Below are 25,316 nucleotides of genomic sequence, written 5' to 3'. Positions count from 1 at the left end.
TGGGTGCCGGCCAGCCCTATCTATCGATCGCGGCTGGCTGCCCCCATGCGGTTTGAGGCATATCAGGCCTTTTTAGGCGATCGGGCAATAAATCGCCTCGTGAAAACGGGCTCCACTCAGAGGACGCTTGAAAGTGATAGTCACAATAATGTCTGAGGCGGAGACCTATGACCGCTGCAAGAGCATGCTGTTGTCTACACAGCCGCACTACATTTCGCGGATTGGCGGAACGGACACACACGCAACGCTGTGCAACTGGAACAATCATACGCACGGCGAGGGTACCGAATACAGCATCAAATACGTCAGGGAATTCAACGGATTTTATTCGTTCAACAGTGATCCCTATCTGGATTATTTTAAGTACGTTGATGTCCTCGCGGAGTGCTATCAGAAATCAGATGAGATGTTTGTAGGGGAGCAAAACCTTCTTACCCTGTATTTTCCTAACCGAATGGCGAAGGAGTATCTGTCAAAGAACGAGCAGACCATTCAAGCCTACAGATACTTCTTTGATGACCTGTTTCGCGGTCGCGACCAAGTCGTCTTCCATCCATACGATTTTGTCGAAAGGATAATTTCTAACGAACACACTCTGTTCCGACTGTTTGCAGAGGTGCTGCCTGGCAAGAAGGTTCTTGTTGTCTCTCCCTTCGGTGAGAGTCTTCAGAGTCAGTGGAGCAAGCGTCGCAAATTTTTCAAGGGCTTCGAGTATCCTGAATTTGACCTCCTAACTTATGAAACGCCTGTCACTTACTCTGGCTTACCGCGGGAGATGTATCCCGATGAAAGCTGGAATGTGACGGCGGCACGTATGGCCGAAGAGATCAGCGCCCTAGACTTCGACATCGCGCTCCTAGCCTGCGGGTCCTATGCCATGCCTCTTGGAATTCACATCCGAGACAACTGCAAAAAGGACGCGATATATGCCGGTGGATGCTTGCAGCTCTTCTTCGGCGTAATGGGTCGCAGGTGGGCTAATCTTCCGTACTTCACCGATCAAATTAATGTTGAGAATTTTATTTTGCCTAGTGAGGGTGAAAAGTTCAAAAAGCATGCAAATGTCACCGAGGGTACGATTACGGAGGCATTTGGAGCCTACTTTTGATACAGTGAGGGCCACGCATTTACTCCTATACAAGAGCTTGATTGTTGCTTATTGTCTCACTGCAACAATTTGGAGCCTAGTTGCATGTTTCAATGGCCTACCCCCTGAAAAGTGGTCCTCCCTGAGGTATGGCTTTGAGCCATGTGGAGGACGTTTTCATGGGACGGAAGAAGCATACGGCGGAAGAGATCGTCGCAAAGCTGCGTCAGGTCGATGTCTTGGTCTCTCAAGGCCGGAAGGTGGCTGAAGCAATCCGAGCCATTGAGGTAACTGAGGTCACGTATTACCGCTGGCGATCCGAGTACAGCGGCTTGAAGGGTGATCAGGTTAAGCGGCTGAAGGTTCTGGAGATGGAGAATCTGCGTCTGCGTCGGGCGATTTCCGATCTGACGTTGGAGAAGCTCATCCTGAAGGAGGCGGCTTCGGGAAACTTCTTCTCTATTCGGGGTTCATCGATCAACTCCCCTGCGTGCTCATCCCTATCCAGTGCGTGAACGGTCCTGCGGAGTTCTTGCTTCTCTCCGAGGTCGGCGCGTGCCGCCTCATGATGGGATCAGAGGGAGTGGGCGGAGCCATCTAAGCCGCGCGCTCGGCAAAACCGGCGCTCGAGTTTCCTCGGTCTCACCCGCTCCCGTCGTCCCCGCAGGGACCTCCTCCACGCCGGAGGAGCTCGATGTTACTTGGTGGCGTCGGTGGACCTCAGGCCGCTGTCGTGGCCGCGGCCGACCAACGGAAGTCCGTCCCGTCGCGCCACATGCGGTGCAACACGATCGCCAGCTTGCGGGCAACGGCCACGAGGGCTTTCTGCATGCCCCGGCGCTTGGCGACGGCCAACCCCCACACCTTCAGCCCTGACCACCGGCCGCGTGAGCCGGTCAGCAGCACGAGCGCGGCCTCGTAGAGCGCGGCGCGCATCATCCGATCCCCGCACTTCGAGATCCGCCCGACCCGCATCGTCTCGCCGGACTGGTAGAGCCGCGGCGTCAGACCGTAATGCGCCCCGACGCACTGCGAACGTCCCAACCGGGCCGGGTTGTCGACGCAGGTGCGGTAGGTCAGCGCCACGACCGGCCCCACTCCGGGCGCGGTCATCAATCGCCGGCAGACTGGGTCGGTGCGAACCTGCTCCAGCAACATCTTGTGCAGCTTGGCGAGTTGGGTCCGAAGCGCCGCGCGCGCCTCCAACAGCGGCAGGACCACGGCGGCGACGAAGGGCAGATCGAGCACGAGGTCGCGCACGCGCTGCTCGAAGCCCACCGCCCCGACGACGCCGACCTTGAGGCCGAAGTTGCGCAGCTGGCCGCGCAGGTCGCTCTCGATGTCGTAGGCCTTGCGCTGCAGGAGCTTGCGCGAGGTCAGGAGGAGGCGGCGCTGCTGGCTGGCCGGCGTCTTGACGTGGACCGGCTTGAACAGCCCGACCCGCATCATCTGCGCGATGCCCAGGGCGTCGTTGCGGTCGGTCTTGTTGATGCGCGCCCAGAGGGCGGCGTGCATGTGACGGGTCTCGACGCAGATCGCCGGCAGTCCGACCTCGACCAAGCCGGCGTAGAGCCACGGCGAGAGCGGTCCCGCCTCCAGGCCGACCCGCGCGTAGGCATGGCCGAGATCGATCCGATGCCGGCCGATCACCTCGGGGTGGCTCTCGACGGCGGCGCGGTGCACGACCTTGCCGTGGGGATCGACGATGCAGATCGCGGTCTCCTTCACGGAGACATCGAGGCCGACGTGGTGCTGCTCACTCATGGCGGAGCTCCGAGGTTGAATCGAAGCGCCATCATGCCGCCGCTTCCACCGCGCCGGGCACCCCGAATACCACATCTGAGCCCGGCTCGCCGCCGGGCTTGTGTCGATCACGTCGTGGCTGAGCACGGTGTATCGGAACGCTTCGCCTGCCGTGTTCTGGGCCAGCATCGTTCGACACAGCGCAAATGCGCTGTCTTGGTCGAGGACGAAGCCGCCCTGACGGCTGCGATCATCGCGTTGGCCCTCCAGTACGGCCGTTACGGCTACCGTCGGATCACGGCGTTGCTCCGGCGCGATGGCTGGACGGTCAACGTGAAGCGGGTTGAACGGATCTGGCGGCGGGAGGGTCTCAAGGTCCCAGCGCGACAGCCGAAGCGAGCCCGCCTCTGGCTCAACGACGGCTCGTGCGTGCGCCGACGGCCGGAGCGACCCGACCACGTCTGGTCTTACGACTTCGTCGAACATCGCACGCATAACGGTCGCAAGTTCCGGATGCTGAACGTGATCGATGAGTTCACTCGTGAGTGCTTGGCCATCCGTGTATCACGCAAGCTGAAGGCGCACGACGTGATCGGCGTCCTCTCGGATTTGTTCAGCCTGCGCGGCGTGCCGGGGCATATTCGGTCAGACAATGGCCCAGAGTTCATCGCGAAAGCTGTCCAGGACTGGATCGCAGCGGTTGGCTCGCAGACCGCCTCCATCGAGCCGGGCAGTCCATGGGAAAACGGGTATTGCGAGAGCTTCAACGCGAAGCTGCGGGATGAACTCCTCAACGGCGAGGTGTTCCACACCCTCAAGGAGGCCAGCGTCGTGATCGAGCAGTGGCGGACACACTACAACAGCATCCGCCCGCACTCGTCGTTGGGCTACCAGCCGCCCGCACCAGAGGTCGTCATCTGGCCGGCAGGGCCGAGCGGCTCAGCGCCGTCCGCTCGCCCCGCCATCGTCACACGACCGACGATTCTCTAGAGCGTTTTCGGTCTGAGCTGAATCGGGCAGGTGGGGTTCACGCGAAGCTGTTGGGCTGATTCACTGATCGCTCTTGAGAAGGAGCGAAGCATGGGCCGACCCTACAGCCAGGACCTGCGCGAGCGCGTGGTGAAGGCCGCGGCAACGACTTCGCGCCGCCAGGCGGCCGCGCGGTTTGGGGTCGGCATCGCGACCTCGATCCGCTGGATGGCCGCGCTCACGACGACTGGGACGGTGGCCGCTCGTCCGCAAGGGCGAGCGCGCCGCTCGAAGCTCGATCCGCACGAGGCCTTCTTGCGCGGACTGATCGACGGACAAGACGATATCACCCTTGAGGAGATGCGCGCCCGGCTCCGGGACGAGCACGCTCTCACGGTGGGGCTCGGCACCCTGTGGAGCTTCCTCGACGCACGCGATCTCACCTAGAAAAAAAGACAGCTCACGCCGCCGAGCAGGAACGCCCGGACGTGAAAGCGGCGCGCGAGGCCTGGTTCGAGGGCCAGCCCGATCTCGACCCTGCGCGCCTGGTTTTCCTCGACGAGACCTGGACCTCCACCAACATGGCTCGCACCCGTGGGCGTTCACCGCGCGGCGAGCGGCTGCGCTCGCCCATCCCGCACGGTCACTGGAAGACCACGACCCTGGTCGCCGGCCTGCGCCTGTCCGGGATCGCCGCGCCGTTCGTGCTCGATGGGCCGATCAACCGCGACGCCTTCCAGGCCTACGTCGATCAGGTTCTGGTGCCCGAACTCGGCCCCGGCGACATCGTCGTCATGGACAACCTTGGAAGCCACAAGCGGCCGGCCGTGCGTGCCGCGATCGCGGCAGCCGGCGCGCGGCTCTTGTTCCTCCCGCCCTACTCGCCCGACTTCAACCCCATCGAGATGGCGTTCTCGAAGCTGAAGGCGCTCCTGCGCAAAGCGGCCGAGCGAACCGTCGAGGGATTGTGGTCGGCCATCGGACGCCTCGTCGACACCGTCACGCCAGACGAGTGCGCCAACTTCTTCGCCGCAGCAGGATACGAACCAGATTAAACCGAAAACGCTCTAGGTGTTTGGCCAAAGCCGAAAATCATAAATCAGTTAGGCGCCTAGCCGAATTAGCTGGCGGAGGGAGCGGGATTCGAACCCGCGATACCGTTTCCGGTATACACACTTTCCAGGCGTGCGCCTTCAACCACTCGGCCACCCCTCCAGAACCGGCCGGGGACCGACGCGGGCGCTGGGCGCGGGCGGTGGTCTCTTGCGGCAGGTGCGGGTCTGTAGCCGGGGCGTGGGCGTCTGGCAAGGCGAAGAATGCCACAGACGCGAGCGTTATGCGCCGCCCGGCTTGCGGTCCGGGCGGCGTGCGGTTTCAGGCGATGCGGCGTGGGCGGTCCGTCGGGGTGGCTTGCGTGGCCGGTGACGGGCCGGTGGGGCCATTGACCGGCGCGGGCGTCGGCACGACCGAGGGGGTGCCTGCACCGGTCTGGAGGAAGCCGGGCGTAGACGGGGCCGGGCTGTCCGTGGTGACCGGAGCCGGCACGGGCGCGGTCGGGATCGCGACCGGGACGGTGGGTTCGGCAGGAGCCGGGGCGGGGGCGTCGTCGTCCTCGGGGCCAGCCAGGATTTCGGGCGGGGTCTTCCACACGAAGGCGTCGAGACGGCCGGAGACCGGCGAGACCGGCGCCCAACGCTCGGAGATGATGCCGTCGGCGACCCAGGCCGGGTCACGCGGGGCGCGGGCGGCACGGGCCAGCCACTCGCGGGAGCGCCCGCTCTCGGCGCCATGCTCGGCGGCCTCGATCCGCGCCATCATCCGGCAGACGCGCGCCGTCGGCCGGTCGTCGGCCAGAGGCGCCAGCGCCTCGCGGGCGCGGCCGAAATCCTTGGCCTCGGTTGCGGCCTGGGCGATCACCAGACGCGATTCCGGCTCCCAGGACGAGAGCTTGGCGAGATTCTCGGCGCGGGCCAGCCGGTCGCGGGCCGAGTCGCCCGTGCGAAGGTTGAGGTAGACCTTGGCGAGTTCCGGATGCGGGGTGGCCTTCCAGGCAGCTTCGACGATCTTGGCGGCCTTGCGCAGATCGTTGCGCCGGGCGAGCAGCCGGCCGGCAATGACGGCCGCCGGCACGAGGTCGGGGGCGAGCTTGACGGCCTTGAGCGCCTGCTCGGTGGCGGTATCGGGCTCGCCGGCCTCGTGGCGCTGGGCGGCTGCGGTGAGCAGCACCGCGCGCTGACGGCGGGCTGCGTGCTTGTCCATCAGCCCGAGCGCCGCGCGGCGCTCCACGGTCTCGGTCGCGGCGGACCACTCGCCGTCGGCGCATTGCGCCTCCAGCACCGCCTCGTTCGCCCAGGTGACGCTCGGCGCGAGGCGGGCGGCCTCGGCGGCGTAGGCGCGGGCGGCGCCCTCGTCCTCACGGCGACGGGCCTCGACGAACAGGCCGCGCAGACCCAGCACGCGGGTCTCGGGATCGTCCGCCATGCGCTGGAAGGCACGCTCGGCCGCGTCCCTGTCTCCGGAAATCTGGGCCGCCTGGGCCTTGAGGAGAAGCGTCAGCGGCTGGCTGCCAAGCAGGCGCTCGGCGTCGCCCGCGTGGCGGCGGGCGGCGAGCGGATCACCGGAGCCGACAGCGATCATGCCGCGCGAGAGCGAGGCGAGGCCCTTGTTGCGGCGGCGCTCGCGGGTCGAGCGGCTGATGCTGGCGGGTAAGCCGATCACGCCGGTCACGATTGCCCAGATCAGGCCGAGGACGATCGCCGCCACCAGCACGCCGGTGAGGGCGATGGCGAGGCTCATGCCGATCTCGTAGCCGTTCCAGACGACGGTCACGGTGCCCGGATGGTCGGCGATCCACACCGCGCCGTAGGCGGCGACGGCCAAGAGGGCCAGGAAGACGAGGGCGCGCCACATGGGTCAGGGCCTCCTTGGGAGCACGGGGAGCGGGCGCACGCGGCCCGGGCAGAGGGGAAGGGGGGAACGCCGCGCGGGGCGCGGCTGGTTCTTCGTCATCGATGCCGGTCCTGGCCGTCAGCGTGCCGGCGGCAAGCCGGTGAAGGCATCGGCGAGCAGCGCCTGGGTCGCACGGGCCGCCTCGGCGCGCGACGAGAGTCGCGTTCCGAAGTCACCGCCCTGCGCCCGCGCCTCCTCGGGCAGGGCGGCGTAGGCCTTGGCCGCCTCGGCGAGGTCGCCGCGGTCGAGCGCCGCCTGAACCTGCGCGGTCGAAGCCGCACTGCCGGCGGCGGACTGATTTCCACCCGCGGCGGGTCCGTCGGCGCGCTTCACCTGCACCAGGGAACTCGCCATGTTCATCAGACGGTCGCCCACGCTCCCGGTCTCGGCGACGGACTTGGCCTGGGCCGCGCGCTTGGCCTCGGCGATCTTCTCGGCGATCCGGCGGAACTCCGCCGCGAGACTTGCCGCGGTCGGCGCGCCCTTGTCGGCGAAGGGGCCGAGCGCGTCGAGGCGCTTGGAATCCGCCGGTTCGAGGTTGCGCAGGCTGGCGAGCGCATCCGGGTAGGGCTGGCCCGCCTCCAGCGCCGAAGCGATCCGGTCGGCCGCAACGATGCGCAGGGCCGACTGCACCGTGGATTGCTTGGCGCTCTGATCGACGGCCTTGTCGAGACCGGCGATCCGCTCCGACTGTTCCTGAAGCTTGCGCTCCAGGCCCTTCACGGCTTCGTCGGCGCGGGTCTGGGCGGCATCGGCGGCCTGTTTGCTCGCCTGCGTCGCCTCCTGCACGGTCTGGGTCGCGGCGGCGATGCGCCCGTCCAGCGCCTTCTGCACCTCGTCCACACGCTTGCCGAGGGCGGCCTCGGCCGCTTCGTCCGCCTTGGCACGGGACGCGACGTCCGCCTGCAGCGCCGCGATCTTGTCCGAAAGGTCGGACGCGGCACTCTTGGCGCCGTTCGCTTCGAGCGCTTTGACCCGATCGTCGAGGGCGGCGAGGGCGGCCGGATCCATCGTCTGCGCGGTCTTCACCTCGGCCGTGCCGTCGCGGCCGGGCTCCTCCTGCAGCGCCGAGACGCGCTGATCGAGGGCATCGAGACGGGCCGCGATGTCGGCGGGAACGGCCGGTGCCGGAGCCGAACCATCGGCCGAGGGGGCCGTGGCGGGGGCGGCGCCCGCCTTCTGCAGCGCCTCATTGGCGCGGTCGGCGGCGGCCTTGGCCGCATTTTCCGCCCGGGCGATCGCGTCGGGCAGAGGCTTGAGCGCCTGCTCGGTGGCGGCGAGGCGCTTGTCGAGCCCGGCCACGGAATCCTTCGTGGCAAGGCCCGCCAGGGATTTATCGAGTGTTGCGAGGCGCGGATCGGCGCCCCGCTGATAGGTGGTGACGCCGTAGAGAAGGCCGGCGCCGATCAGGCCGCCCAGCAGGCCCGAGGCGGCCACGGAACCGAAGCCCGCGCCACCGCGAGCCGGCACTGCCTTCGCGGCTTCCTTGGGCGTTTCCTTAGCGGCATCCTTGGCCGAAGCGGCTGTGCCCGGGCTCTCCTTGCCGGCATCGGGTCTCGCGCCCGGCTTGGTGGCATCCGCTGCATCGGAGAGGCGCTTGGCCTTGAGATCGAGGATCGGGCCGTCGGTCAGCGAGGCCGTCTCCGTCACGCGCGTGGCACCCGGCGCCGCTCCCGGCTTGGCTCCGGAGGTCGCATCCGGCTTGGTGCCGCCGGAGCTGGCGCTGCCGGCGGTGGCACTTGCGGAGGCCGGTGTCTCCGGCTTCACCGTGCTGCTGCCGGCCTTTGCGGACGTGTCCGGCTTGGCATCGGTGGCCTTGGTCCCGGCCGGATTCGGCGGAATCGCGCTGCTGCCCGTGGCGCCCGGCTTCGAGGGTGCATTGCCTCCCGGTGTGCCGGAGGCAGCGGCCGGCGCGCCGGAGAGCTGTCCGGGCTCCGTGGGTTTGTTGGACGTCGTTCCTGCGCTGGTCGAGGCGGCGGTCGACGGAGGGATCGCGCTGCTGCCCGTGGCACCCGGCTTCAACGGCGCGTCCGCTCGAACGTCCTGCGGGCGCGCGGAAGAGCCCGGCGCACCGCTATTGGGCAGGGCGCTGCTGCCGGTCGGACCCGCCTTTGCGGGCTCGGACTTGACCGGCTCCGACGCTGCTGGCCCCGCCTTGGCCGGCTCGACCTTCGTGGTGGAGGCCGCTGCGGACGGCTCGGCAGGCTTGCCCATCGCCTTGTCGGCGGGCCGGGGCGAATCCCTCGTCACGTCCCTGGCCGCTTCCCTGGCCTGCTCCGGCGACTTGCCTTGCTCCGAAGACTTGCCTTGCTCCGGCGACTTGGCACCATCCCTGGCGCCGTCCTTGGGTGAAGTCACGGGCGTTCGCTCCATTCAGCCGCCGCACCGGCGCAGTGTGCTCCCATAGAAGAGCGAACCGGCGCCGTCATCCATCGGAACCGCTTCCGGGTTCCATCTCCGACGCTCCGGCACGCTCTCGCGTCCCCATCGGCCCGCAGGGGCGACGAGGTCGTTCAGTCCGAAGCCGCGAGACCGGCGAGGAGAGCCTCCTCGCTCGGGCGCGCCGCTACAAAATGGGCCGCGACGCCGAGCTCGACCAGTCCCAAGGCCACGTCCGGGGACAGGCAGTAATGCGCCAGCGCCCGAAACGCTCCGCTCAGACCGGCTTTGCCGGACAAATGCACCGCGATTTCGGCGCTCCGCCGTGAAAAATGCAGGGCCGCATCGGGCGGCGGCGCGCCGTCCCGTCCCATCAGCGCCCGCGCTACCGATTCCGGCAGGGTCGCCTCGGCCAGAGCCGCGTAGGCGGTCCAGGTCGTGACGCCGTAGCCCGCGGCCGTGAGGCTCGCGGCGGGCTCGGCCTTGCGGTCCTCGCCGGCCGCGTGGAGAAGGGTGCCGCCCGGCCTCACATGGGCCGCGACGAGCCGGGCCAAGCTGACGGCGTCCCCGTCGGCACAGTGCACGGAGCGCAGGCCCGCCCGTTCCGCCCGCTCGGTGGTGCGGGTGCCGACGGCGAAGACCGGTGCCTCGGGAAGACCCGCTGCGGCGAGCGGCGCGACGGCATTGGCGCTCGTCAGGATCAGCCCGTCGAACCGGCCGGCCGGCGGCGGCCCGTCGCTCGGCGCGATCCGCAGCACGGGCGCCACCAGCGCCGCATGGCCGAGCTCGGCCAGCCGCCGTGCCGTGCGGCTCGCGCCCGGCTCGGGCCGCGACACCCAGATCCGCATACGCCCCTCTCCCTCACGCCATCCACAGCGTCCGTCGGCGTTGTGCCTCACCTGTATCCGTCGGCGGTTTCGTCGTAGACATGGTGTCGCGACCGGTATGACCGCGATTTCGCGAGACATGGAGTAGGCGGGCCGGCCCCCGGCACGCAACGGTGCGTGGACGTCAGCGTGACACTCATGAAGATCCTCGGCATCGAGACAACCTGCGACGAGACCGCCGCCGCCGTCGTGACGCTCGGTGAGGACGAGCGCGGACAGATCCTCTCCAACGAGGTGCTGAGCCAGATCGCCGAGCACGCGGCCTATGGCGGCGTCGTGCCGGAGATCGCCGCCCGCGCCCATGTCGAGGTGCTCGACCGGCTGATCGCCCGGGCGCTCCAGCGGGCGGGGACGACGCTGAAGGACATCGACGGGATCGCGGTCGCCGCCGGGCCCGGCCTGATCGGCGGTGTGCTGATCGGCCTCGTCACGGCCAAGACCCTGGCCCTCGTCGCTCGTAAGCCCCTCCTCGCGGTCAACCATCTCGAGGCGCACGCGCTGACGCCACGGCTCACCGACGGGCTCGCCTTCCCCTATCTGCTGCTGCTGGCCTCGGGCGGGCATACGCAGCTCGTCGCGGTGAAGGGGGTGGGCGATTACGTCCGGCTCGGCACCACCATCGACGACGCCATCGGCGAGGCCTTCGACAAGGTCGCCAAGCTTCTCGGGCTCGGCTATCCCGGCGGCCCCGAGGTGGAGCGGCAGGCGGAGAGCGGCAATCCGGAGCGGTTCGCGTTGCCTCGGCCGATGATCGGGCGGCGGCAGGCGGATTTCTCGCTGTCGGGCCTCAAGACGGCCCTGCGCATCGAGGCCGAACGGCTCGAACCCCTCGCCTCGCAGGACGTGGCCGATCTCTGTGCGAGCTTCCAGGCGGCGGTGGTGGATGTGGTGGTGGACCGCGTCCGCGTCGCCCTGCGCGCCTTCGCGGGCGTCGCCGGGCATCCGACGGCTTTGGTCGCGGCAGGCGGTGTGGCCGCCAACGGAGCGATCCGCCGGGCACTCGCCGCGCAGGCGGGCGAGGTGGGCTTGAGCTTCGTCGCGCCGCCGCTGCCGCTGTGCGGCGACAACGGCGCGATGATCGCCTGGGCGGGGCTGGAGCGCCTGCGCCTCGGCCTCGTCGACGATCTCACCGTCCCGGCCCGCGCCCGCTGGCCCTTCGCCGCGGTCGCCCCGGCCGCCTGAGGCCGCGCTTTCCCGGTTCAGGCGAGCGCGCGGGCGGAGGCGGTCACCTTCTGCACGGAGAGATCGACCTCGTTCGCCGCGAGGGCGATGCCGTCAGCGTTGCGGCGCACGGCGTCCACGCTCCGTGCGGCGGTCTGCATGTTGCTCGCGATCTCCTGCGTGACCGCGGCCTGCTCCGTGACGGCGGAGGAGACGCTCATCGAGATCTCGCTGAGATCCGTGATGGTCGAGACGATGGCACGGATCGCATCGACGGCCCGGGCCGAGGAATCCTGCACGGCGGCGATCTGCTGACCGATATCCTCGGTGGCGCGCGACGACTGACTCGCCAGCGCCTTCACTTCCGTGGCGACCACGGCAAAGCCGCGACCGGCCGCTCCGGCGCGGGCCGCCTCGATGGTGGCGTTGAGCGCGAGCAGGTTGGTCTGGTCGGCGATCGAGCGGATCACGGAGACCACCTCGCCGATGCGCTCGGCGGTGGCGGTCAATCCGCTGACGATGCCCCCCGCCTCCTCGGCGCGGCTCACGGCCGCGTCGGCGGCGGACTTGGCCTGCGAGGCATGGCGGCTGAGTTCCAGGATCGAGGCTGCGAATTCCTCGGCGCCCGCGGCAACGGACTGGACGTTGTCGGAGGTCACGGCCACCGCGGCCGCCGTCTCGTTGGCCTGACGGCTGACTTGCGACATCGCGCCGGTGATGGTGCCGAGATCGGACTCGATGGCGCGCTGCCCGTTCGCCCGCCGAAGGCGGTCGGCCACGGCCTGGGTGACGTCGCTGGCGAATTTCACCACGGCGCAGGGGCGCCCTTCGCTGTCGAGAACAGGATTGTAGGTGCCGTAGATCCAGATCTCGCGTCCGCCCTTGGCGAGCCGCCGGAACTCGCCGGCTTGATAGGTGCCGTTCGCGAGCGACCGCCAGAACGCGGCATAGGCCGTGCTCTTCACTTCCTCGGGATCGACGAAAAGACTGTGATGCCGGCCGCGGATCTCGTCGAGCCGGTAACCCAGGACATCGAGGAAGTTCGCGTTGGCATCGGTGATCGTGCCGTCGAGGCCGAAATGGATCACCGCCTGAGACCGGTTGATCGCGGCGATCTGCCCCTCGTAGCCCGCGTTGCGCTCGGTCTGGGCCGTGATGTCGGTGGCGAATTTCACCACCTTGTAGGGCCGCCCGCGCCGGTCGAGAATCGGGTTGTAGGCGGCCTGGAGCCAGATCGACCGGCCGTCCTTGCCGATGCGCCGGAACTCTCGGGCCTGGAACTCGCCCCGGCGCAGAGCCTCCCAAAAGGCCTTGTATTCCGGGCTCTCGCGCTGTTCGGGCGGCATCAACATCGCGTGTGAACGACCACGCACCTCATCGAGGGTGTAGCCGATGAGGTCGAGGAAGTTGGCGTTCGCGTTCGTGATCGTGCCGTCCATTGCGAACTCGATACGGCCTTGAGCACGATCGACGGCAGCAAGGATGGAATCTTGTTCGGAATGGAAGATCGCCACAGCTGAACGCTCCAGGCACCGCAAGTCACGGTGAAAGCTGTTTTCCATTAAGGTTTTTAAGCAACCGTTAATGCCAGTTCGTTCGACCTGTGTAAATTTTACCGTTTCGCTGGATGCGTGATATTTTATCTGGCTGAAACGGGCGTCTATTTATCAGGGTTTTTTTCGTAAAAATCAGACAAACGCAACTAGAATAAATGAAAAGTAATCCTGCGAGGGTATGAGGCTGGAACACGAAAGCCGATGTCACGCAACCGGGGAGTCGAGGTTGCCGGTTTTTCTTGAGGTTGCGGCACGTAGTCGTTTTTTGCTTCGATCTCCGTCGAAAATGCCGTGACGGGTCGATAGCGCCCGAGCCGATCTCAAAGAATATTGTGATCAATGCAAGTGAGCGCGCGGCGCACCGGGTTGGGGTCTCCATTGTCGCATGATCGCGGATCGGTGCTCGCTCTTCCGCCGGCAGGTCGTTATCGCGGAGCTGACGATGTGGCGCCGGGGCTGCGCCTTGGCCGTAACAGGCCGGACTGCACCAGGTTCCCGATGGAGGCGGACATGAAGTCAGGCACGCAGCGGCGGGACGAGGTCGTGGCCGTCGTCGGCGGCGGATCCTGGGGCACGGCTTTGGCCAACGCCGCCGCCGCGGCGGGGCGTCCGGTCACGCTCTGGATGCGCGATCCCGAGGCTGCCGCGCGGATGCAGCAGGCACGCGCCAACGAGCGCTATCTCCCCGACGTCGCCCTGCATCCGGGCGTGCGCGCCACGGCCGAGGCCGCCGCGCTGGCGTCGGCGGGCACGGTGCTGCTCGTCGTGCCGGCCCAGACCCTGCGCTCGGTGCTGGCGGCGCTGGCGCCCTCGCTGGCGCCCGGCGCCGCGGTGGTGCTCTGTGCCAAAGGGATCGAGCGGGGCAGCGACGCCTTCATGAGCGCGGTGGCGGCGGAGGTGCTGCCGGCCGGCGCCCCTGTCGCGGTGTTGTCGGGGCCGAGCTTCGCCTCCGACGTCGCCCGCGGCCTGCCCACGGCCGTGACGCTCGCTGCGGCGGACGGGGCCCTGGCGGCGCGGCTCGCCGGGCTGCTCTCGGGGCCGGCCTTCCGGCTCTATCACACCGATGACGTGCGCGGCGTCGAGGTCGGCGGTGCCGGCAAGAACGTGCTCGCGATCGCCGCCGGCATCGTCGCGGGCCGCGGTCTCGGCGAGAGCGCCCGCGCCGCGCTGATCGCCCGCGCCTTCGCCGAACTCATGCGCTTTGCCCGCGCCTGTGGCGGCCGGGCGGAGACGCTGATGGGGCTGTCGGGCCTGGGCGACCTCGTGCTCACCGCGTCCTCGCCGCAATCGCGCAACTTCGCCTTCGGCGAGCGGTTGGGAAAGGGCGCCTCGCCCGAGGAGGCCGCGGGCGGCAAGCTCGTGGAAGGCGCCTTCACCGCGCAGGCGCTGGTCGATCTCGCAAGGGCGCGGGAGGTCGAAATGCCGGTGGCCGAGGCCGTCGCCGCGGTCGTGGCCGGAGCGCTGACGGTCGATGCGGCGATGACCGGCCTGCTGTCGCGGCCACTCAAGGCGGAGACGGCGTGAGCGTCTCCCGCAGAGGGGCCGGGCGCGGGGCGGTGCGCACCCTTCAAGCGCGGCCGAATTTTCGATAAGCGAAGGCGCCTTTCCCGACGGAGCCGTCCCGCGCCATGACCTATTGGCTGTTCAAATCCGAGCCCTCGACCTGGTCGTGGGACCAGCAGGTCGAAGCCGGGGAGGGCGGCACCTTCTGGAACGGGGTGCGCAACCACCTCGCCAAGAAGCAGATGCAGGCGATGCAGGTCGGCGAGCGCGGCTTCTTCTACCATTCCAACGAGGGCAAGGCCGTCGTCGGCATCGTCGAGGTCATCAAGCCCTATTACCCCGACCACACCGACGAGAGTGGCCGTTTCGGCATGGTCGATGTGAGGGCGGTGGCACCGATGCCGCGCCCGGTCACTCTCGACGCGATCAAGGCGGCGCCGGCGCTCAAGGACATGGCCCTCGTCACCAATTCCCGCCTCTCGGTGCAGCCGGTGACCGAGGCGGAATGGGCCACGGTCTGCGCCATGGGCGGCTACGGCGAGGGCTGAGCGGCGGCAGGCGCTCCGGCCTCGGCCGGTCCTCAGCGGGGGAGCGCGCCGGGCGCCGGACCGCGACGGCGCAGCGGCGCGCCGGCGATGTGCAGCACGCGTCCGAGGCTCGCGCGCAGGGGCGGCTCGATCCGCTGCGACACCAGCAGGGAAGCGGCGACGGCCACCCCGATGCCGCCCGTGAGGCTCGCGGCCTGCGGGAGACCGTAGGCGGCCAGGAACCGCATCGCCAGGGCGCCGACGAAGGTGTGCAGCAGGTAGAGCGGGTAGGTCGCCAGACCGAGATCACGAAAGCGCCGCCCGAGACCGGGAAAGGCGTCGGTCAGCGCCGTGTTCGCGCGGATCGACAGGCAGAACAGGACCATGAAGACGGCGAAGAGAAGCCAGGGCGTCGTGGGGCTCCGGTCGAGGCCGAGCGAGGCGCCGACGAAACCGGCATCGTAGCGGATCTGCAGGAAGCTCCCTGCCAGGCAGACGGCGAGGCCGGCGAGGCGTGGCGCCGTCAGGCCGCTCCGCACCGCGCTCCACAGCAGCACGCCGACGGCGAAGTGACAGCCATGCGTGAGGAGGGCGAGCTTGGCGATCCGCGTGCTGATGATCCGGCCGAGGTCGGGCCAGAGCGGTGTCGCCGCCAGTAGCCACGCGCCCGCGCTGATGACGCCGACCGCCAGGATCACCGGCTCCACCCGTTCGAACCGGTTCAGGAACAGCAGGGCATAGACCAGACCGTAGAACATGATCTCGATCCCGAGCGTCCAGTAGACGCCGTCGATCCAGCGGGGGACCGGGAACAGGACGAGGGTGCGGACGTAGCGCTCGAACAGGACCCGGACGGCCTCCGGGTCGAAGAGCAGCGCAAGCCCGAAGGAGACGCTGGCGCAGAACCAGATGCCCGGCACGAGGCGCAGGATCCGCCCGGTGAGAAAGCGCGATGCGCTCGCGTGTGAGGCGGAATAGGCGATGACGTAGCCCGAGATCACGAAGAACATCGGCACGCCGACCCATCCCTCTGAACTGACGGGCAGCAGGGCCGGAAACGGGATCGGCTGCCCGATGAGGGTGGCGGCCTCGCTCGACGGGACCATCCAGGCGGTGCAGGCGAGGTGATACAGCACGACGAGGCAGGCCGCGCCGAACCGCAGCAGGTCGAGGCCGATCAGAGGCCGGGATCCGTGCGGGCGCGGGGTGGCCGAGATCTCGCTTTCGGCCTGGACGAGTGACATGCCTGTGGTCCTGGTGCCGGGACGATGCTGTCTGTCGGACCATCATCCGGCAACGCGATCCTCGTCTGGTGTGTCTTCGGGCAAATACGCGCGCGGGACAACGGCATGAAAATACCGATGCCGCCCCATTCTTCGCGACCTATTCCGATTGGACTCGGAAAGCCGAAATCCAGACTCACGGATATGTGAGACTTGAGCGTGTGTCCGACACTGGGCGAAAGGCGTTCCGCTCCGCATCGATTGACGTTCCGTGAGCGGCGGGCCTTTGCCGGCCGTCCGCAACGCTCTTCCAAGCCGGCTTCCGCGTTTCGAAAGGTGGACCGGACACCCTCGGTGGTCCGGTGTCTCTCCGGGCGCGCTCGAAACGAACGGGAGACTTCATGGCGCCGCGCGAACCCCTGCTCATCGCCGTGCCGATCGCGGAACTGCGCCCGACGCAGATCACGGTGGGCTACCGCGAGGTCGAGGAGAAGCGCCGCCGCTGGCGGGCGCACGATCCCGAGAAGAAGGCGGAGTTCCTCGGCTCGCACATGATCCCTGTGCTGCTGGGCCCCAAGAGGAAGCACTACGTGATCGACCACCACCACCTCGCCCGCGCCCTGCAGGAAGAGGGCGAGGAGAACGTGCTGGTGACCGTGGTCGCCGACCTGCACAAGCTCGATAAGGACGCCTTCTGGACGGTGGCCGACCACAAGGCCTGGGTCCATCCCTACGACGCCGCCGGTCTGCGGGTTGGCTTTGACGACATCCCGAAGGCGGTCTCTGATCTTGCCGACGACCCGTTCCGCAGCTTGGCGGGCGAGCTGCGCCGGGCCGGCGGGTTTGCCAAGGACACGACGCCCTTCAGCGAGTTCCTGTGGGCCGACTACCTGCGGCGCAACCTCAAGCGCAAGCTGATCGAGAAGGATTTCACCCAGGCGCTCGAGCAGGCGCTGCGCCTCGCGAAGGCGCCGGATGCCGGCTATCTGCCCGGCTGGTGCGGCCCCCTCGACGGCTGAGCGAGGAGCGCGGCCGCCGCGGCGAAGAGGCCGAGCCCGGCCGCGATCAGTGCGTTCCAGCCGGCGAGTGAGAGGCCGAGGAAGCGCCACGCGGCGGCCGTGCAATCGACCGGCCGCACGCTTTCGAGGTTCTTCAGGAAGTCGGCCACGTCCGCCGGTCCGGCGCCGGACCCGCCGCCGCAATCGCTGGGGCCCGGCCAGAACCCCCACTCCGCGCCCGCGTGATACACGCCGAGGCCGGCGCCGTAGATCATCACCAGGGCCACGAGGCCGAGGATGAAGCGCGCGGGCCGCGGCGGGAGCCCGGCGGCGATCAGCGCCAGCGGCGCGGCGAGGTAGTAGGGCACCCGCTCCGTCAGGCAGAGCTTGCACGGCACGTAGCCGAGGCCATGCTCGAACACGAGGGCGCCGCCGACGGTGAGTGCGGCGGCCAGCGCCACGGCGAGCGCGGCGGCGCGCAGGGTGAACCGGCTCACAGCATCACCTTGAAGGCGACGAAGCCCAGGATCACCACGGCCGCGAACAGCCCCGCCACCACGTTGAGGTGCCGATCGAGCACCGCACGGATGCCGATGCCGTAGCGCCCGAGCAGCCATGCCAGCAGGAAGAAGCGCGCCCCGCGGGTGATGACCGAGAGCAGCATGAACCAGAACAGCGAGTAATGGGCGAAGCCCGAGGTGATGGTGACGAGCTTGTAGGGGATCGGGGTGAGGCCTTTCAGCAGGATCACCCAGTGCCCGTAGGTGGCGTAGGAGGCCTGAAAGGTCTCGGCCTTGTCGGCGAGCCCGTAGAGGTTGAACAGCCACAGCCCGACCGAATCGAACAGCAGCGCTCCGATGGCGTAGCCGAGCAGCCCCCCGAGCACCGAGGCGACGGTGGCGATGGTCGCGTAGAGCCAGACCCGGTCCGGCCGGCTCACCGCCATCGGCACCAGCATCGCGTCCGGCGGTACGGGAAAGAACGAACTCTCGGCAAAGGCCACCGCTCCGAGCGCCCAGGGCGCGGACGGCTTGGCGGCGAGCGCGAGTATCCACTCGTAGAGCCGGCGGATCATGGGGCCTCGTTGGGGTCCGGGAAGCGGTGCCCTTTCAGCACAGATGCGCCACGGAGGCGAGGGTCACGCCCGCTGCGGAAAAGATTCGCTCTGGCCCGTCGCCCCGGCTTGTGCCAAGAGGCGCGTGCGTCGCGGGTATGGCGGAATTGGTAGACGCGGGCGACTCAAAATCGCCAGCCGAAAGGCGTGGGGGTTCGATTCCCTCTACCCGCACCAGCCCTCCCCATTGGAAGAGATCACGGCAGCGTCGGCTCGGCGGTGAGACGCGCGCGGATCGCGGCGCCGTCCCGGCCCGGCGGAGCCCCGAACAGGCGGCGATAGTCGCGGCTGAACTGCGACGGGCTCTTGTAGCCGATCGCGTAGCCCACGCCCGCCACGTCTCCGGCGGCGAGCAGCATGCGGCGCGCCTCGTGCAGCCGGACCTGCTTCTGGAACTGCACCGGCGTCATCGTCGTCACCGCCTTGAAGTGGCGGTGGAAACTTGCGGGGCTCATACGCGCCAGCGCCGCCAGATCGGCCACGCGCAGGGTTTGCGCATAGTGCTCGCGGATCCAGGCCGTCGCCCGGCCGATCCGCGCGGCGTGGCTCTCGGGCAGGCCGACCTGGCGCAGGGCCGGGCCGAGCGGGCCGCCGAGCAGGCGCCAGACGATTTCCCGCCCGATCAGCGGTGCCAGCACCGGCAGGTCGCGCGGGTGATCGAGCAGGGTCAGGAGGCGCGCGAGAGGATCGCACAGGTCGGGGTCGAGCGTGACGGTGCGCAGCGGCGCGAAAGCCGGGGCGGGCGCGGCTCCCTCCGCAAGGGTCTCCGCCTGGGCGCTGAGCAGGTCGGCCAGGGCATCGAGATCGATCGCGAGGCTGAGCGCGAGATAGGGCCGCGCCGGGCTCGCCTCGGTGATCCGGGCCGTGACGGCGAGATCGAGCGAGGCGAACAGCGCTTGACCCGCGGCGTAGCGGTAGGCGGCTTCTCCGAGGAGCGTCGTCTTGGCGCCCTGCACCACGAGGCAGAAGGAGGGGCGGTAGACCGAACGGATCGGCCCGCTCGGCGTCTCGGCGCGGTTGAGGAGCAACCCGTCGGCCGGTGTCTCCCGGCCGAAACGATGCCATTGCCGTTCGATCAGCGCCGCGAGGCCGGAAAGGTTCGTCGTCATGGGTCGGGATCCGAGCGTGCCTGCAATGCCCGCGCACCCCATGGCGGCAGCGTTGAGAGGATCGGGCAAGAGCCTGAGAGGATCGGCCGTGCACGCGACGCCTCGCACGCCGTAACAGAGGGCGTCCCTTCAGACGGAGATCTCTCCATGCGCATGCGCCCTCTCGGCCGGAGCGGCCTGTTCGTATCCGAACTCTGCCTCGGCACCATGACCTTCGGCGGCAGCGAAGGGTTCTGGGGCCAGATCGGCCGGCTCGATCAGGACGAGGCCGACACCCTCGTGAAGACTGCGTTTGATGCCGGCATCAACTTCATCGACGCCGCCAACGTCTATGCCCGCGGGATGAGCGAGCGCATCCTCGGCCAGTCGCTCAAGAATCTGGGCATCCCCCGCGACGACGTGGTGGTCGCCACCAAGGTGCTGGGCCCGATGGGCGAGGGTCCGAATGCCCGCGGCGCCTCGCGCGGGCACATCCTGAGCCAGTGCAGGGCGAGTCTGGCCCGGCTCGGCCTCGACCATATCGACCTCTACCAGATCCACGGCTTCGATCCGGCGACCCCGATCGCGGAGACGCTGGAGGCGCTCGACACCCTCGTGCGCCACGGCCATGTCCGCTACCTCGGCCTGTCGAACTGGGCGGCGTGGCAGGTGATGAAGGCGATCGGGGTCGCCGAGATGGGCCGGCTCGCGCCCATCGTCTCGCTTCAGGCCTACTACACCCTGGTCGGGCGCGACCTGGAGCGCGAGATCGCGCCGATGCTGACCGCCGAGGGTGTGGGGCTGATGGTCTGGAGCCCGCTCGCCGGCGGGTATCTCTCGGGCAAGTACGATGCCGAGGGTGCGGCCGCGGACGGGCGGCGCACCACCTTCGATTTTCCGCCGGTCGATCGGACGCGCGGCGCCGTCACGCTGGACGCCATGCGCGGAATCGCCGAGGCGAGAGGGTGCAGCGTGGCGCAGGTGGCCCTCGCGTGGCTGCTCCACCGGGAGGTGGTCACCAGCGTCATCGTCGGCGCCAAGCGCGTCGGTCAGCTCGAGGACAATATCGGCGCGACGCGGGTGCGGCTCGAGGCCGACGAGCTTGCCCGGCTCGACGCCGCCACCCGGTTGCCGCCGGAATATCCCGGCTGGATGCTGGAGCGCCAGGGCGCCTACCGCGCCTGATCTATTCCCGCAGGAAGCGCTGGATCCAGCCGCCCACGCGCGCGCTGTCATGCGGCGCGTCCAGCGAGGCCAAAGCCGCCGGCACCAGAGCCGGATCGCTCGCCCCGGCCCGGTGCCCGTCGGTGAGCGCGCGGGCATAGTCCGGCGCGAATTCCGGGTGGCACTGGAACGAGAGGGCGGGGCGGTCGCTCCAGGCCAGCACGCCGTAGGGCGTGAACCGGCTGCCCGCGAGCACCCGCGCGCCGGGCGGCAGGGCCACCACCTGATCCTGATGGCTCACGGGGATGGCGATCGTTTCGGAACTGTCCATGAAGGGCGCGCGCTCCGCTACCGCGTAGGCGTGCAGCCCGAGGCCCCAGCCGCGCTCGGAGCGCTCCACCCGGCCGCCGAAGGCCTGTGCCAGGGCCTGATGCCCGAAGCAGAGGCCGACGAGCTTTTTCGAGCGGTCGAGGCCGCGCAGGAAGGCGAGCAGGTCTTCGACCCAAGGGGTCGCGTCGTAGACCGAGGCGGGCGAGCCGGTGATGACGAAGGCGTCGAACGCCTCCGGCGCCTCGGGCCAGCGGCCGGCCGTCACGTCGAAGCCGGTGAAGGCGTGGCCGTCGCCGATCAGCGCCTCGACCATCGCGCCGTAGGAGGGAAAGCGCCCGCCGAGCCGCTCGGGCGGGTGGCCGGTCTCGAGGATGGCGATGTTCATGGGGTCGAGTCCAGGATCAGAACCCAGTCAGCTTGACTGCGTATAGGGCTGTTGAGAGGTGGGTTGCGGAGGTTGACCCGTCGCCCGCAAGCGGACGTTCCGTTTCCGACCCATGCCGGCCGCCCGCACCGCTTCCCGAAAGCGGTCGCTCGTTTGCCGCCCGGCAACTTCGGCTCGGGGCGGGAAACGGGACGCATACGTTAGCGTTCGAGTGTGCGGCTGCGGTTCCAACAAAAACCGGGGGAGGTCGGCATCATGGATCGCTCAATCCTCCTGCAAACATCGCCATCGATACGGCAAGGTTCGGGGCGTTTGGGCGGGCAGTCTCCGTAGGCACCATGGCGTCCCATGGAGGTCGGCTCCGATGGCTTCCTATCGATTTGGTCGACAACGAAGCTCCTCCGACCTCTTTGAGGAATCATCACTGCATTAGTGGCAGAGATCATCCGATGGCGCATGCGGGCTCGTTTCATCCTCGGAGGCTTGCGCCAGGCATCAGCTCAACAGTTCTGCGACGCGTGAATGGGATCTGCCGAATGTGCATTCTCTGAGGGCGGTCACTGGGGATCTACCCGCAAGTTGAATTGGGATTATCCAGCCCGGGTTCAGTGATCTTCGCGCGTAACGTCCTTCGCCAAGGCTGCACTCTCCCGCTTGAGCGGACGGCTTGTTGGGCATGCTTCCTGCGCAAAGCCATGCAGGGCGTTGATCAAACTGTCCGGCGTCTGTCGGTAGAAAATGAACTGGCCGCGGCGCTCGCTTTCTACCAGCCCTGCCGCCTCGAGGACCGACAAATGCTGGGAGATGGATGCCTTCGACATGGCGAACCGCGCAGCGATATCGCCAGCGTTGAGCTCGGTATGAGAGAGGTAGGCTAAAATCTGGCGCCGGACGGACGATGCCAGGGCTTCGAAGACGCGCTGCATCGCAGGATGTTTAGTTGATGAGCTAACCATTGACAAGTCGGACCGATCCATCGTTTAGGATATTTACTAAATATCTAAGGACGGGTTGTGATGACCGAAGCGCCCCGATGCACCTCGACGACCCGCATGATCGCCGACGCCCACACGTCGGCAGCTGACGGTCACTTGGAATGGGCGCCGGCCAAGTCACTTTGGATCGGTGGCATGCTGGCTGCAGCCCTGCTGCTTGGCCCGATTTTCGTGACACCTGGGGCTGTCGCGCTGTTCCTGGTGACGACTGTCATCACGCTTTGCGCAGGCCATTCGATCGGAATGCATCGGTTGCTGGTGCATCGCAGCTTCTCGGCAAAGCCCTGGGTCGAATATGTTTTGGTCTACCTGGGGACCTTGGTTGGAATGGCAGGTCCGATCGGCATGGTCCGCCTCCATGACATGCGCGACTGGGCGCAGCGGCAGTCCGCCTGCCACGATCTCCACGCCAATCGACTTCCGCTCCTGCGTGATGCGGTGTTGCAGATGCACGCCCGACTCGTACTGACACATCCCCCTGTGTTCGTTGTGGAGCCGAGGATCGCAGGTGACCGGATCTTTCGTTGGCTGGAAGCGAGCTGGATGCTGCAGCAACTGCCATGGGCCGTCCTGTTCTATGCGATAGGCGGGCTGCCGTGGTTGGTTTGGGGTATTCCGGTCCGGGTCGCCGTATCGTTGACCGGGCACTGGCTTGTCGTGCACCTGACCCATCGCCGCGGACCCCAGGGTTGGGTGGTCGATGGTGAGTCCGTTCAAGGACATGACTTACCGGCAGCGGCCTGGCTCACCTTCGGCGAAGCTTGGCATTCAACGCATCACGCATGGCCGGAGTCGGCACGCCTTGGAACGGAACCAGGTCAAGCCGATCCCGGCTGGCGGCTGCTGCAAGGCCTGGAACGTCTCGGCCTTGTCTGGGATTTGAAGCAGCCCGGCGTTCTGCAACCTCGGCCCGGCGTTCGAAAGCTTCAGGGACCAACGATCCCGTAGCGATTGGTTCGGACCGCCCCGGGGTAGGAGCGGTCGCGGACACGGCGTCTGCTTCGATTCCTTCTCGTGCGAAACCCACTGGCGGAAATTCACCCAACTCAGCCGTAGACGTCGCCCTGATCAAAGGCCGGGAAGCGGACCTTCCCAGGGTCTGCAAAGGGTCGAATACGGCTGCTCGTATGGTCAAGCTGGTTGTATCTTGAACCTAAATCGCCGGATCTAAGGCGGAAACCGTCGCCGGAGCCGCAGGCTTGGCCTTGAGCCGCACCAGCAGAACGGCCGCACTCATCACCGCGGCGAAGATCGCGAAGATCAGCGGGTTGTAGACGATGAGCGCTATGAGACAGACCACGGCCATGACGAGCGCGAAGGCCGGCGCGTAGGGGTAGAGCGGTGCCCGGTAGGGCCGGGCGAGGTCCGGCTCGCTGGCGCGCAGGCGGAACAGCGCGGCCATGCTCATCACGTACATGGTGAGTGCGCCGAACACCGCCATCGTCACGATGCTGGCGGTGAGCGACTGCCCGGCGACGCTGATCAGGTTGTCGCTGTAGATGGCGGCGATGCCGACGACCCCGCCCGCCAGTGTCGCCACGTGCGGCGTCTGGAAACGCGGATGCACCCGCGCGAAAAGGGCCGGCAGGAAGCCGGCGCGGGCGAGCGCGAAGATCTGGCGGGCATAGCCCATGATGATGCCGTGGAACGAGGCGACGAGGCCGAACAGGCCGAGCCAGACCAGCATGTGCAGCCAGCCGCTCGACTCGCCCACCACGCGCTTCATCGCCTGGGGCAGGGGATCGTTGAGGTCGGACAGGCTCTTCCAATCTCCGGCGGCGCCCGCGAACAGCATGACTCCGAAGGCAAGTGCGGTCAGCGTCAGCACGCCGGTGATGTAGGCGATGGGGATGGTGCGCTTGGGGTCTTTCGCTTCCTCCGCGGCCATGGCGACGCCCTCGATGGCGAGGAAGAACCAGATCGCGAAGGGGATGGCGGCAAAGATGCCGCCGATGGCCGCCGGCCCGAACCTGTCCCCTCCGGCCCAGCCGCCGGCCGTGAAATTGTCGAGGCGGAAGGCCGGAGCGACGACGCCCATGAAGACCAGAAGCTCGGCCACCGCCAGCACGGTGACGAAGAGCTCGAAGGTTGCGGCGATGCGCACGCCGACGATGTTGAGGCCCATGAACAGCAGGTAGGCGCCGAGCGCCGCGTGCTTGGGGTCGAGCCCCGGATACTGGACGTTGAGATAGGCGCCGATGGCGAGCGAGATCGCGGGCGGCGCGAACACGAATTCGATCAGCGTGGCGTAGCCGGCCACCGCCGCCCCCGTGGGCCCGAAGGCCCGGAGCGCATAGGCGAAGGGGCCGCCCGCCTGCGGGATCGCGGTGGTGAGTTCGGTGAAGCTGAAGATGAAGGCCACATACATCGCGGCCACGCACAGCGTGGTGACGAGGAAGCCGAGGGTGCCGGCCTGCGCCCAGCCGTAGCTCCACCCGAAATACTCTCCCGAGATCACGAGCCCGACGGCGATGCCCCAGAGATGGAAGGCGTTGAGGCTCTTGTCGAGCGTGGTCGAAGGCGTCGGCATCGTGCAACTCCGCAGTCCCGGCCCAATCGGCTTCAGCCCGAGAGGCGGCGTCCGAACGGGGCCATGGGGCGGAAGGCCAAGCAAGAGCGTTGCCGCTTTCCCGTGTTCGCGGCGTTCGTCGGGCGCGCGGGGCTGCGACGCCTTCTCGGGAGGGCCGCCGCATGCCGGCGCCGCTCAACCCCTCCGGGCCGGCACCGGGACGAGCCGGGAGCCGGCGGTCACTCGGGCGAGGGCCGCTGGCCGGCTGGATCGAAGGGGATTTGAGCGATGCGTCCGGCTGCAGGATGTCCGCTCAGCTCGACGTTGAAGGTCTTGTAGATGAAGGCGAGCAACTCCTCCGCCGCGCAGGCGCGCGTCTCGGACGCCGCCGCCGCCGCTTTCGCCTCATGATAGCGACGCGACAGGATCTCTTTTTCCGAAAGCGCCGTTCGCAACGCCATCTTCGTCGCGGTGAGCGTCAGCCGGCACTCGCTGATTTCGTTCATCAGCGCCGATCGTTCCGATTGCCATCGGATGCGCTCCTGCTGGACGCTCTGAATCAGGTTCAGCGCCTGCGGCTCGATCATCTCCTTCCAGCGCTGCAAATCATGGATCGTGTCCGCGGCCTGCTTTACCAGACCCAACGCGTCGTCGAGCCTGATCTCGACGTCGAACAGGGCCCATTCGGAGGGCTGGACCGGCAGGCCGCTCTCGCTGGTGATCGGACATGGGCTGTCGAGGTCCATCGG

Annotated in this window: 22 protein-coding genes, 2 tRNA genes and 2 pseudogenes; 12 read left to right on the top strand and 14 right to left on the bottom strand. The window is 67.9% G+C overall.

Going from position 1 to position 25,316, the window contains the following annotated elements; all coding sequences use genetic code 11:
* Positions 1–127: 127 nt before the first annotated feature.
* Complete coding sequence (locus Y590_RS02635; RefSeq protein ID WP_144439909.1) at positions 128–1,108, top strand: hypothetical protein; 981 nt, start codon at positions 128–130, stop codon at positions 1,106–1,108.
* A 158-nt stretch (positions 1,109–1,266) separates the two neighbouring features.
* Positions 1,267–1,548 (top strand): annotated as a pseudogene (locus Y590_RS02630) (transposase); the annotation flags it as partial.
* A gap of 259 nt (positions 1,549–1,807) precedes the next feature.
* On the opposite strand, the gene Y590_RS02625 reads toward Y590_RS02630, so the two are convergent.
* Positions 1,808–2,851, bottom strand: a complete 1,044-nt coding sequence (locus Y590_RS02625) for an IS110-like element ISMex9 family transposase (protein ID WP_060768523.1) — start codon at positions 2,849–2,851, stop codon at positions 1,808–1,810.
* 75 nt (positions 2,852–2,926) lie between these two features.
* Here Y590_RS02625 and Y590_RS02620 point away from each other — a divergent pair.
* Both Y590_RS02620 and Y590_RS25335 read left to right on the top strand, forming a co-directional pair.
* Positions 2,927–3,820 (top strand): annotated as a pseudogene (locus Y590_RS02620) (IS3 family transposase); the annotation flags it as partial.
* 90 nt (positions 3,821–3,910) lie between these two features.
* A protein-coding gene (locus tag Y590_RS25335; RefSeq protein ID WP_144439908.1) for an IS630 family transposase occupies positions 3,911–4,854 on the top strand; the annotation gives its coding sequence in 2 pieces (ribosomal slippage) (positions 3,911–4,244 and positions 4,244–4,854; 945 coding nt in all).
* Positions 4,855–4,924: 70 nt separating this feature from the next.
* Here the strand turns inward: Y590_RS25335 and Y590_RS02605 are convergent.
* The 3 genes from Y590_RS02605 to Y590_RS02595 all read right to left on the bottom strand — a co-directional run bounded on the left by Y590_RS02605 (position 4,925) and on the right by Y590_RS02595 (position 8,398).
* A tRNA-Ser gene (locus Y590_RS02605) sits at positions 4,925–5,014 on the bottom strand.
* Between the two features lie 159 nt (positions 5,015–5,173).
* Complete coding sequence (locus Y590_RS02600; RefSeq protein WP_060768519.1) at positions 5,174–6,709, bottom strand: heme biosynthesis protein HemY; 1,536 nt, start codon at positions 6,707–6,709, stop codon at positions 5,174–5,176.
* A gap of 117 nt (positions 6,710–6,826) precedes the next feature.
* Positions 6,827–8,398 carry a COG4223 family protein gene (locus Y590_RS02595; protein WP_286161840.1) on the bottom strand — a complete coding sequence of 524 codons (1,572 nt, stop codon included), beginning with the start codon at positions 8,396–8,398 and terminating at the stop codon, positions 6,827–6,829.
* 52 nt (positions 8,399–8,450) lie between these two features.
* On the opposite strand from Y590_RS02595, the gene Y590_RS27180 reads away from it, so the two are divergent.
* Positions 8,451–9,155 carry a hypothetical protein gene (locus Y590_RS27180; RefSeq protein ID WP_245517675.1) on the top strand — a complete coding sequence of 235 codons (705 nt, stop codon included), beginning with the start codon at positions 8,451–8,453 and terminating at the stop codon, positions 9,153–9,155.
* 106 nt (positions 9,156–9,261) lie between these two features.
* Here the strand turns inward: Y590_RS27180 and Y590_RS02590 are convergent, their stop codons facing one another.
* Entirely contained in the window at positions 9,262–9,975 is a 714-nt protein-coding gene (locus Y590_RS02590; RefSeq protein ID WP_060768517.1) for a uroporphyrinogen-III synthase, read from the bottom strand.
* A gap of 177 nt (positions 9,976–10,152) precedes the next feature.
* Here Y590_RS02590 and tsaD point away from each other — a divergent pair, with 177 nt between their 5' ends.
* The gene (gene tsaD / locus Y590_RS02585) at positions 10,153–11,196 is read left to right on the top strand and encodes a tRNA (adenosine(37)-N6)-threonylcarbamoyltransferase complex transferase subunit TsaD (protein WP_060768516.1); all 1,044 of its coding nucleotides are present in this window, start codon (positions 10,153–10,155) and stop codon (positions 11,194–11,196) included.
* Between the two features lie 17 nt (positions 11,197–11,213).
* Here tsaD and Y590_RS02580 read toward each other — a convergent pair whose 3' ends face one another.
* A complete protein-coding gene (locus Y590_RS02580) occupies positions 11,214–12,689 on the bottom strand; it encodes a methyl-accepting chemotaxis protein (protein ID WP_060768515.1) in 1,476 nt (491 codons plus the stop codon).
* Between the two features lie 540 nt (positions 12,690–13,229).
* Here Y590_RS02580 and Y590_RS02575 point away from each other — a divergent pair.
* Entirely contained in the window at positions 13,230–14,255 is a 1,026-nt protein-coding gene (locus tag Y590_RS02575) for an NAD(P)H-dependent glycerol-3-phosphate dehydrogenase (protein WP_060768514.1), read from the top strand.
* 104 nt (positions 14,256–14,359) lie between these two features.
* Positions 14,360–14,782: an EVE domain-containing protein gene (locus tag Y590_RS02570; RefSeq protein WP_060768513.1), complete on the top strand. Its 423-nt coding sequence runs from the start codon at positions 14,360–14,362 to the stop codon at positions 14,780–14,782.
* Positions 14,783–14,814: 32 nt separating this feature from the next.
* Here the strand turns inward: Y590_RS02570 and Y590_RS02565 are convergent, their stop codons facing one another.
* On the bottom strand, positions 14,815–16,005 hold the full coding sequence (locus Y590_RS02565; RefSeq protein ID WP_060768512.1) for an acyltransferase family protein: 1,191 nt from the start codon (positions 16,003–16,005) through the stop codon (positions 14,815–14,817).
* Between the two features lie 380 nt (positions 16,006–16,385).
* Between Y590_RS02565 and Y590_RS02560 the strand changes: the two genes are divergently transcribed.
* Complete coding sequence (locus Y590_RS02560) at positions 16,386–17,003, top strand: ParB-like protein (protein WP_060768511.1); 618 nt, start codon at positions 16,386–16,388, stop codon at positions 17,001–17,003.
* On the opposite strand, the gene Y590_RS02555 is transcribed toward Y590_RS02560, so the two are convergent.
* Together Y590_RS02555 and Y590_RS02550 are read right to left on the bottom strand one after the other, a co-directional pair.
* Entirely contained in the window at positions 16,967–17,479 is a 513-nt protein-coding gene (locus tag Y590_RS02555) for a disulfide bond formation protein B (protein ID WP_060768510.1), read from the bottom strand. The two genes, Y590_RS02560 and Y590_RS02555, sit on opposite strands and share 37 nt — an antisense overlap.
* Positions 17,476–18,057: a YqaA family protein gene (locus Y590_RS02550; RefSeq protein ID WP_060768509.1), complete on the bottom strand. Its 582-nt coding sequence runs from the start codon at positions 18,055–18,057 to the stop codon at positions 17,476–17,478. Before Y590_RS02550 ends, Y590_RS02555 begins: the two co-directional genes overlap by 4 nt.
* A gap of 131 nt (positions 18,058–18,188) precedes the next feature.
* Here Y590_RS02550 and Y590_RS02545 point away from each other — a divergent pair.
* A tRNA-Leu gene (locus tag Y590_RS02545) sits at positions 18,189–18,273 on the top strand.
* A 20-nt stretch (positions 18,274–18,293) separates the two neighbouring features.
* Here Y590_RS02545 and Y590_RS02540 read toward each other — a convergent pair.
* Entirely contained in the window at positions 18,294–19,205 is a 912-nt protein-coding gene (locus Y590_RS02540) for an AraC family transcriptional regulator (protein WP_060768508.1), read from the bottom strand.
* Positions 19,206–19,352: 147 nt separating this feature from the next.
* On the opposite strand from Y590_RS02540, the gene Y590_RS02535 reads away from it, so the two are divergent.
* The gene (locus Y590_RS02535; RefSeq protein WP_060768507.1) at positions 19,353–20,369 is read left to right on the top strand and encodes an aldo/keto reductase; all 1,017 of its coding nucleotides are present in this window, start codon (positions 19,353–19,355) and stop codon (positions 20,367–20,369) included.
* A gap of 1 nt (position 20,370) precedes the next feature.
* On the opposite strand, the gene Y590_RS02530 is transcribed toward Y590_RS02535, so the two are convergent.
* Positions 20,371–21,063 (bottom strand): glutamine amidotransferase-related protein, encoded by a 693-nt coding sequence (locus Y590_RS02530; protein WP_060768506.1) that lies wholly within the window; start codon positions 21,061–21,063, stop codon positions 20,371–20,373.
* A gap of 605 nt (positions 21,064–21,668) precedes the next feature.
* Positions 21,669–21,989 carry a metalloregulator ArsR/SmtB family transcription factor gene (locus Y590_RS02525; protein WP_060768505.1) on the bottom strand — a complete coding sequence of 107 codons (321 nt, stop codon included), beginning with the start codon at positions 21,987–21,989 and terminating at the stop codon, positions 21,669–21,671.
* A gap of 90 nt (positions 21,990–22,079) precedes the next feature.
* On the opposite strand from Y590_RS02525, the gene Y590_RS02520 reads away from it, so the two are divergent.
* Entirely contained in the window at positions 22,080–23,006 is a 927-nt protein-coding gene (locus Y590_RS02520; RefSeq protein ID WP_060768504.1) for an acyl-CoA desaturase, read from the top strand.
* Positions 23,007–23,211: 205 nt separating this feature from the next.
* On the opposite strand, the gene eat is transcribed toward Y590_RS02520, so the two are convergent.
* Together eat and Y590_RS02510 are read right to left on the bottom strand one after the other, a co-directional pair.
* Entirely contained in the window at positions 23,212–24,588 is a 1,377-nt protein-coding gene (eat, locus tag Y590_RS02515) for an ethanolamine permease (RefSeq protein WP_060768503.1), read from the bottom strand.
* 218 nt (positions 24,589–24,806) lie between these two features.
* Positions 24,807–25,313 carry a hypothetical protein gene (locus Y590_RS02510; protein ID WP_060768502.1) on the bottom strand — a complete coding sequence of 169 codons (507 nt, stop codon included), beginning with the start codon at positions 25,311–25,313 and terminating at the stop codon, positions 24,807–24,809.
* Positions 25,314–25,316 lie beyond the last annotated feature (3 nt).

Source organism: Methylobacterium sp. AMS5 (assembly GCF_001542815.1).
Lineage (GTDB): Bacteria > Pseudomonadota > Alphaproteobacteria > Rhizobiales > Beijerinckiaceae > Methylobacterium.
Note: the sequence above shows the minus strand (reverse complement) of the source record. Positions and strands in the feature narration are given on the sequence as shown.

Excerpts from the sequence above, each read along its gene's own strand:
- Y590_RS02625 (WP_060768523.1), bottom strand. The coding sequence starts at position 2,851 with ATGAGTGAGCAGCACCACGTCGGCCTCGATGTCTCCGTGAAGGAGACC.
- Y590_RS02600 (WP_060768519.1), bottom strand. The coding sequence starts at position 6,709 with ATGTGGCGCGCCCTCGTCTTCCTGGCCCTCTTGGCCGTCGCCGCCTAC.
- Y590_RS02590 (WP_060768517.1), bottom strand. The coding sequence starts at position 9,975 with ATGCGGATCTGGGTGTCGCGGCCCGAGCCGGGCGCGAGCCGCACGGCA.
- tsaD (WP_060768516.1), top strand. The coding sequence starts at position 10,153 with ATGAAGATCCTCGGCATCGAGACAACCTGCGACGAGACCGCCGCCGCC.
- Y590_RS02575 (WP_060768514.1), top strand. The coding sequence starts at position 13,230 with ATGGAGGCGGACATGAAGTCAGGCACGCAGCGGCGGGACGAGGTCGTG.
- Y590_RS02570 (WP_060768513.1), top strand. The coding sequence starts at position 14,360 with ATGACCTATTGGCTGTTCAAATCCGAGCCCTCGACCTGGTCGTGGGAC.
- Y590_RS02565 (WP_060768512.1), bottom strand. The coding sequence starts at position 16,005 with ATGTCACTCGTCCAGGCCGAAAGCGAGATCTCGGCCACCCCGCGCCCG.
- Y590_RS02560 (WP_060768511.1), top strand. The coding sequence starts at position 16,386 with ATGGCGCCGCGCGAACCCCTGCTCATCGCCGTGCCGATCGCGGAACTG.
- Y590_RS02550 (WP_060768509.1), bottom strand. The coding sequence starts at position 18,057 with ATGATCCGCCGGCTCTACGAGTGGATACTCGCGCTCGCCGCCAAGCCG.
- Y590_RS02540 (WP_060768508.1), bottom strand. The coding sequence starts at position 19,205 with ATGACGACGAACCTTTCCGGCCTCGCGGCGCTGATCGAACGGCAATGG.
- Y590_RS02535 (WP_060768507.1), top strand. The coding sequence starts at position 19,353 with ATGCGCATGCGCCCTCTCGGCCGGAGCGGCCTGTTCGTATCCGAACTC.
- Y590_RS02530 (WP_060768506.1), bottom strand. The coding sequence starts at position 21,063 with ATGAACATCGCCATCCTCGAGACCGGCCACCCGCCCGAGCGGCTCGGC.
- Y590_RS02525 (WP_060768505.1), bottom strand. The coding sequence starts at position 21,989 with ATGCAGCGCGTCTTCGAAGCCCTGGCATCGTCCGTCCGGCGCCAGATT.
- Y590_RS02520 (WP_060768504.1), top strand. The coding sequence starts at position 22,080 with ATGACCGAAGCGCCCCGATGCACCTCGACGACCCGCATGATCGCCGAC.
- eat (WP_060768503.1), bottom strand. The coding sequence starts at position 24,588 with ATGCCGACGCCTTCGACCACGCTCGACAAGAGCCTCAACGCCTTCCAT.
- Y590_RS02510 (WP_060768502.1), bottom strand. The coding sequence starts at position 25,313 with ATGGACCTCGACAGCCCATGTCCGATCACCAGCGAGAGCGGCCTGCCG.